The sequence below is a fragment of the Novacetimonas maltaceti genome, from assembly GCF_002906255.1.
Classification (GTDB): Bacteria; Pseudomonadota; Alphaproteobacteria; order Acetobacterales; family Acetobacteraceae; genus Novacetimonas; species Novacetimonas maltaceti.
In genome coordinates, this window is sequence record NZ_POTC01000005.1 from 106,527 (window position 1) to 113,840 (window position 7,314).

General features: G+C 65.5%; 5 protein-coding genes and 1 pseudogene. All 6 read right to left on the reverse strand.

Translation table 11 applies throughout. The features are described 5' to 3' along the window. Window positions 1-83 precede the first annotated feature (83 nt). On the reverse strand, window positions 84-2,018 hold the full coding sequence (gene ftsH, locus KMAL_RS03510) for an ATP-dependent zinc metalloprotease FtsH (protein ID WP_110094362.1): 1,935 nt from the start codon (window positions 2,016-2,018) through the stop codon (window positions 84-86). 138 nt (window positions 2,019-2,156) lie between these two features. Further along, window positions 2,157-3,479 carry a tRNA lysidine(34) synthetase TilS gene (gene tilS / locus KMAL_RS03515; RefSeq protein WP_408887883.1) on the reverse strand — a complete coding sequence of 441 codons (1,323 nt, stop codon included), beginning with the start codon at window positions 3,477-3,479 and terminating at the stop codon, window positions 2,157-2,159. A gap of 137 nt (window positions 3,480-3,616) precedes the next feature. Further along, on the reverse strand, window positions 3,617-4,273 hold the full coding sequence (locus KMAL_RS03520; RefSeq protein ID WP_408887884.1) for a tol-pal system YbgF family protein: 657 nt from the start codon (window positions 4,271-4,273) through the stop codon (window positions 3,617-3,619). A gap of 253 nt (window positions 4,274-4,526) precedes the next feature. Beyond that, complete coding sequence (gene pal, locus KMAL_RS03525; protein ID WP_110094364.1) at window positions 4,527-5,000, reverse strand: peptidoglycan-associated lipoprotein Pal; 474 nt, start codon at window positions 4,998-5,000, stop codon at window positions 4,527-4,529. Window positions 5,001-5,256: 256 nt separating this feature from the next. Next, window positions 5,257-6,627 carry a Tol-Pal system beta propeller repeat protein TolB gene (gene tolB, locus KMAL_RS03530; protein ID WP_110094365.1) on the reverse strand — a complete coding sequence of 457 codons (1,371 nt, stop codon included), beginning with the start codon at window positions 6,625-6,627 and terminating at the stop codon, window positions 5,257-5,259. Between the two features lie 29 nt (window positions 6,628-6,656). Next, window positions 6,657-7,314: pseudogene (locus tag KMAL_RS03535) on the reverse strand (energy transducer TonB); the annotation flags it as partial.

The following is a 7,314-nucleotide window of genomic DNA, read 5'->3' on the forward strand; positions in this document are numbered from 1 at the left end:
CAGGCACCCCAAATAAAGAATGGCGGAAGAACGCCTATGGTTCTTCCGCCATTTCCCTTGGTCATGAAACCGCGCCAGAGGCGTCAGCCCGGCTGGGGCGCGGTCCCGATATCCGGCCCGGCCGCAGGCCCCGGCAGCGACCCCGTGGGGGCCGACGGCGGTACCGACGGGCGGCGGTTTTCAGGCATCGGGTCATCCACCACGACACGGGTAATCTTCTCGCCCCGCAGCACCTGACGGATTTCCTCGCCCGTCAGGGTTTCATATTCCAGCAATGCCTCGCCCAGACGGTGCAGCTGGTCGATATGTTCCAGCAGCAGCGTCCGTGCCTTGAGGTAGGCCGCATCGATCAGGCTGCGCACCTCGTTGTCGATCTCACGCGCGGTTTCTTCCGACACGTTCTTGTTCTGCGTGACACTGTGGCCAAGGAAGACTTCCTGCCCGTTGCCGCCATAGGCCACCATGCCGAGCTTCTCGCTCATGCCCCATTCGGTGACCATGCGGCGCGCAACATCGGTCGCCATCTTGATATCGCCCGACGCCCCGGTGGAGACGTTGTCCGGGCCAAAGATGATTTCCTCCGCCGCGCGGCCACCCATCGCCAGCGTCAGCTTGCCAAGGCACCACGAACGGCTTTCGGAGTAACGGTCCTTCTCCGGCAGGCTCATGACCATGCCCAGCGCACGGCCACGCGGGATGATCGTCGCCTTGTGCACCGGGTCCGACCCGGGCGTGAGGATGCCGACCAGCGCATGCCCGCCTTCGTGATAGGCGGTCATCTTCTTCTCGTCATCGGTCATGACCAGCGAACGGCGCTCTGCACCCATCATGACCTTGTCCTTGGCGTTCTCGAACTCCAGCATCGCGACCGTGCGCTTGCCAAGGCGCGCCGCCATCAGCGCCGCCTCGTTCACGAGGTTGGCGAGGTCCGCGCCGGAGAAGCCCGGCGTGCCGCGCGCGATCACCTTGGGATCGACATCGGACGCCAGCGGAACCTTGCGCATGTGCACGCGCAGGATCTTTTCACGCCCCGCCACGTCGGGGTTCGGCACCACGACCTGCCGGTCGAAGCGGCCGGGACGCAGCAGCGCGGGGTCAAGGACGTCAGGGCGGTTGGTCGCGGCAATCAGGATCACGCCCTCATTGCTGTCGAAGCCGTCCATCTCCACGAGCATCTGGTTGAGCGTCTGCTCGCGCTCGTCATTGCCGCCGCCAAGGCCCGCGCCACGATGGCGGCCCACGGCGTCGATTTCGTCGATGAAGATGATGCACGGCGCGGCCTTCTTGCCCTGCTCGAACATGTCGCGCACACGCGATGCGCCGACACCGACGAACATTTCAACAAAGTCCGAGCCGGAGATGGTGAAGAACGGGACGTTCGCCTCCCCCGCGATGGCACGGGCCAGCAGCGTCTTGCCGGTGCCGGGCGGGCCGACAAGCAGCACGCCCTTGGGGATCTTGCCGCCCAGACGGGTGAACTTCTGCGGATCGCGCAGGAAGTCCACGATTTCCTGCAGTTCGCCCTTGGCCTCATCAATGCCGGCGACATCGTCAAACGTGACGCGCCCCTGCTTTTCCGTCAGCATCCGCGCCCGCGACTTGCCAAAGCCCATCGCGCGTCCGCTGCCGGACTGCATCTGGCGCATGATGAAGATCCATGCCCCCACCATCAGCAGCAGCGGTGCGTAATTGATCAGGTAGCGCAGGAACGGATTGGTGTCGCTGTCGATCGGCTTTGCCACGACTTCGACGCCCTTTTCCGTCAGGCGCGAGATCAATGTCGGATCCTGCGGCGCATAGGTATCGAACGACGTCCCATCGGTCAGGGTGCCGGTAATCGTGTGGTCCTGCACCACGACAGACCGCACATGCCCGGTGTTCACGTCACCGATGAAGTCCGAATACGCCAACTGCTGCGATGCGTGCTGCGCGCTTCCCGGTTGGAAAACGTTGAACAGCAGCAGCAGCAGCACGATGATGATTACCCACAGGGCCAGGTTCCGGCCGAAATTATTCATCTTGCCCACTGTTCCATGTGCTGACGCCCTCGTGGACCCACCGTGGCAGGCCGACTGACAGACACCAAGTTCCTGTTTACGTCTTTCTTACATAGGACGATCAAGGCATATTCACACCCCCCATGACAGACCTTTCTGTCAAACGGGATGATGAATCTGCCCTGACGGCCCGAATCTGGCAAGCGCCGTCGCAGGTGACGGGGGGACGAAGGCGAAACGCCAGCCCTGCTCCATGCCGGGGGCGAACACCCCCATGTGCGGTACCGCCACCACCCGCCCGTCCCGATGCAGCGCGGGCAGCGTGCGCAGCACCCGCGCGGGCACGCCCGCCCGTCCCCGTTCGCGCGGCCACCATGCGGCAACCGGCCCGGCCGCACCGACGCGCAGCCCCGGCGGAAGTTGCATCCCCCCTGCCCCGCACAGCACGAAACGCCCGTCCCAGCACGCGCCCGCGCAGGCGGGGACAGGCCCCTGCATCGCCGCTTCCTCCCGCGCCAGAATCCATCCGTCCCCATGCGCCAGAAGGCACGCCCCCCCCAGCGTGGCCTGGCGCGGGGCTGCGCACAGGGCGGCGATACCGCCGGGGGATGGGGGATATTCATGGCCGGAGACGGTGCGCACCAGCGCGGAGAGCACCCGTGCGGGCGGCAGTCCATGCGGCAGCGCCACCCATCCCCCCGCATCGAACCGGGCATGGGCCGCAAGCCATTGCGCGTCATGCGCATCGCGCGCCATGCGCTGCCCCCCCGCCATGTCGGCGGCATCACGGCACGCATCGCGCAACGGCGCATCACCCGACAGCGCGGAGCGCGCCCGCGCGCGTTCGGTGCGCAGGTCGGCATTGGACGGGTCCTCCACCCAGGCCAGACCCGCATGGCGCATGGTGGCGTAAAGGTCGGCCTTCCCCACCCCAAGCAATGGCCGGACAAACCGCACATCCGTGCCCGCAACCGCCCGCGCCATCGCGGCCAGCCCGTCCGGGCCACTTCCGGCGCGCTGGCGCATCAGCACGGTCTCCGCCTGGTCGTCCCCATGATGGCCCAGCAGCAGGTCGAGGCTGCCCAGTTCGCGGCAGGCCCCCGTCAGGGCGTGGTAGCGCATGCGCCGCGCACGCTCTGCCATGCGCGGCCCACGCGACAGTCCCTCCAGCCGCAGCAGGCGCGCGGGAATGTCGAGGGCCTCAAGACGACGGAGCGTCAGCGCCGCCTCCTGCGCCGATTCCGCGCGCAACCCATGGTCCACGACCAACCCGACCACCGCGCGCCGCCACCGACGCGCCAGCAGCGCCAGCGCAAGGCTGTCGGCCCCGCCGGAGACCGCAATCGCGACCGGCACTGCATCCGGTCCGTCCGGCAGCCATGGCCCAAGCGCCTGCATGCAGCGGGCGAATTCGGCATCACCAATCACCCGGCCGCCATCTGCCGCCTTCATGCGTATGGTGGCCTCATCCAGTCTGTCCATGGACATTGCGAAAATCATTCAGCAGTTTCCGGTGAAGCTTTTTCCCAAAAAAACTTCAACAGAACGCCGCCTTTTTGGAAAAAGGCGGCGCCCAGAAACTTTTATCTGTCATCAAACCGTTGTTTTGCGGCTTCTGCTCAACCGCTGCACTTCGCCTTCTTGCGATAGACCCCTTCCGCACTGCGGATGCGGGCTTCGGGTTCGGGGAATTCGTTCGACAGCTTGTCCAGCGCCTGACAGGCCGAAGCCTTGTCCCCCAGCGCCACCAGCGTTGCCGCAACCCCCAGAAGCGCACTTGGCGCGCGGGCGCCATGGGGGGAGCGGTTATAGGTATCGTAATAGGCCAGCGCCGACTGGCGGTACTGCTTCTGCCCCGCCAGCGACTGCGCCAGCAGGTACTGCGCGTCGATCTGGCGCGGGCTCTTGGGGCCGGACAGGACCTGCTGCGCGTCCGCCTGCGCGGTCGTGTAATCCTGCCGCAGCAGCGCCGCATTCCCGTCCTTGAGGATATCGGCCGCGGTGCGCTTTGCCGGTGCTGCATCGTCGGCGGATGCCAGCGGCGGCGCCACCGTGGCCGCTGCCGGGGCGGATGTGCCGCCGGCGGTGCCGCCATGGCCGTTCTGCATCGCGAAATTCATGTCCGCGATCTGCTTGCTCAGCGCGGCGTTCTGCTGCTGCACCTGGTTGTTCAGCTGGTCGATCTGCCCGCGCATGTCGCGCGTCTGCTCCTCCAGCGTGTTCACGCGGTCCAGCAGTTGCAGCACGAGGTTGGCATTGTCATCGTTACGCGCCATCGCCGGGCCATGCAGGGCCACAAGCCCCAACGCCATCCCGAGAAGCCCCGTTCGCAGCGGCCGCCGCCCCGCGTGGACAAAGCTGGACACAACAGACCGCATGGATGGGATCCCCCTTCTTGAGAGCTTGCATCTTGCCGGCACGCAGGGGCACCGGATGGAACAGGCATATACCTAAAACAAAACCGGCCGGGTGATAAGCACCCGACCGGTTCCGTTAAAACCTCCATTCCCCATGACGGGAAAGGAAACCTTACTGCACCGCGGAAATCGCGTTGCGGTTCTGCGACCAGGAAGCCTCGTCATCGCCAGGGGCGGTCGGGCGGTCCTTGCCGTAGGAGATGGTCGTGATGCGCGAAGCCGCGACACCCTTGGCCACCAGGTAGTCATGGGCGGCGTTCGCACGACGCTGACCCAGCGCAAGGTTGTATTCCTCGGTCCCGCGATCGTCGCAGTTGCCGGCGATCTGGATGTTGACCTGCGGATACTTCGCCAGCCACGCGGCCTGACGGTCCAGCGTCGCCTTCGCATCGGCGGACAGGGTGTTCTGGTTCAGTTCGAAGAACACGCGGTCACCAGCGTTGGCAACCAGGTCGGCTTCGCTGCCCGGGACGGGGCCGGTCTGCTGCTGGGTTGCGGCGCCGGTGTTGGCGGCCTTGTTCGTGTGGTCGGAGCAGGCGGCAAGGAAGAGAGCCATGCCAGCGGCGCCAAGAAGCTTCAGTCTCATTACTTTTGATCCTGGATTGGTTTCTGTGATCGTCGAAACCACTTGTTAAATTTCCGGGTACAAATTCTGCTGGTCCCGAGTCTCGTTTTGCCCTGCCAACAAACGTAAACAGAGACCCGCGAACGCTGGAGACCTGCGGGGTTAATACTTCATCGGACCCACGATCGTCAAGTTGAAGCCGACACATATCGGACCTTCACCAGACGAAACGCTGCACGATATTGTACCCGTCGACTGTTGTAAAAATGTCTCCTCTTTACTGGTTCAGGGGCGACCATGTCGGGTCGGACGACATGCCGACCGGCAGGATACGCTCGTGGAAGCCGGTGATGTCGATGCTGCTGATGCCGGAGCTGAACCCTGCACCACCCGCATGGGCGGCACTCTGGCGGCAGAAGGCAAGGACCCGGCCATTGGGGCAGAAAGTCGGGCTTTCCACTGTAAAGCCCTGCGTCAGGATACGTTCCCCCGTCCCGTCGGGCGCCATGACGCCAAGGGAGAAGGAACCATTGGCGATACGCGAAAACGCGATCAGGTCGCCGCGCGGTGACCACACGGGGGACCCGTAATGTCCGTGGCCATAGGAAATACGTTTCGCCTCCCCGCCCCCGGCCGGCATCACGTAAAGCTGCGGGGAGCCGCCACGGTCGGAGTTGAAGACGATCTGCGAACCGTCGGGGCTGTAGCACGGGCTGGTGTCGATCGCGCCCGACGCCGTGATCTGGCGGCGCGACATGCTCGACAGGTCCACCGTGTACAGGTCGGACCCGCTGCCGCGCGTCACCGACAGGATGACCGAATCACCACGCGGGCTGAAACGCGGGGCGAACGACATGCCCGAGAATTCGCCCAGCATCCGCTGCTGCCCCGTATTGAGGTTGAACAGGTAAACGCGCGGGCGGTTGTTGATATACGACATGAAGGCGAGTTCGCTGTTCGCCGGGTTGAAGCGCGGGGTGATCGTGTCCCACTGCCCGCTGGTCAGGTAACGGCTGTCGGCGCCGTCCTGGTCCATGATCGCAAGGCGGCGCGTCTGGTGCGAACGCGGCCCCGACATCGCGACATAGGCGATGCGGGAATTGAAATACCCCTTCTCCCCCAGCAGGCGCGTATAGATCACGTCGGAAATCACATGCGCGATCCGCCGCCAGTCCTGGCTGGACGCGGTATAGGCGGTGCCCTGGATCTGGCTGCCGGTGGTCACGTCCCACAGGCGGAATTCCACACGCACGGAGGATCCGCGGTCTTCCGCCCTGCCGGTCACCAGCGCGCGCGCGCCCATCGTCTTGTACGTCGCGAAATCGGGACGCCCCGCCGGCATGGAGGCCGAAATGGGACGGAACAGGCCGCAATTGCCAAGGTCGGCGGAAATGACATCGGTAATCTGCTGTCCCGTGCCACTGCCCAGTGACGGGATGACAATGGGAATCGGCGCGGTGCGGGCCTGGTCCACGGTAATTTCCGCATCCGGCGCCGATTGCGCGTGGGCAGCGCCCGAAGGGGTGAACAGCGGCGTCGCAAGCAGCCCCCCCGCGATCCCCGCCCCCATCACGCCGCGGCGACCGAACACAGCGGCCAGGCGATCGGCATCCGCATCGGGGATAAGTGGCTTTACACTTGGACTCATCTCAATCGTCTCCTCGGTCTCGTCCCGTTTTACGGACGAAATACGAATTTCAGCTGTCGGGTCTGGCCCAGCAGGTTCTTGGGAATCGGCAGCTTGGCGCAGGTCGGGCTCAGCACCGCATCACGCGCACGCTCGGCCAGGGCGCGATAGGACGGGTCGCTGTCCATGCGGGCCTGCGTCTGCGGTGCGAACTCCACGATGCGGGCCGTGCCCGTGGCATCCACCGTGACCACAAGGTGCGCCACGAACTGCGCATAATTACGCGCCGCCGTATCTTCGGAATAACAGCGCCGCACGGCGTTGCCGATCCCCTTCTGGTCGGCAGCGCTCATGGACTGGGTAATATCTCCGTCAGGCGTCCCGCCCCCGTTCGGGGCGCCACCCTGCGCGGGGTTGGCGCGGGCCTTGGGCGGATGGGTCTGTTTCTGGTCCGCGCGGAAGGAATCCAGCGTCGCCAGCAGCGAATGCGTATCCGGCACGGCCTTCTTCGTCTCGTTGGGCTGCGTGATGTGGGAGAATTCCTGCACCTTCGGCGGGGCGTTCTCCTCCGGCTGCGGCGACGGCGGCACCGGCGCGCTTGCGGGCGCGGGCACCGACTGCGGCTGCGGCGGGACCTTCAGCGCATCAGGCGACGGCTCCTCCGCCTTGGGGGGCGTGGGCGTGTCCGGCGTGGGGGCCGGGGCCTCC

Coding starts and splice junctions, on each gene's coding strand:
- KMAL_RS03520 (WP_408887884.1), bottom strand. CDS start 4,273: ATGGCGCGTAACGATGACAATGCCAACCTCGTGCTGCAACTGCTGGAC.
- tilS (WP_408887883.1), bottom strand. CDS start 3,479: ATGGACAGACTGGATGAGGCCACCATACGCATGAAGGCGGCAGATGGC.
- tolB (WP_110094365.1), bottom strand. CDS start 6,627: ATGAGTCCAAGTGTAAAGCCACTTATCCCCGATGCGGATGCCGATCGC.
- ftsH (WP_110094362.1), bottom strand. CDS start 2,018: ATGAATAATTTCGGCCGGAACCTGGCCCTGTGGGTAATCATCATCGTG.
- pal (WP_110094364.1), bottom strand. CDS start 5,000: ATGAGACTGAAGCTTCTTGGCGCCGCTGGCATGGCTCTCTTCCTTGCC.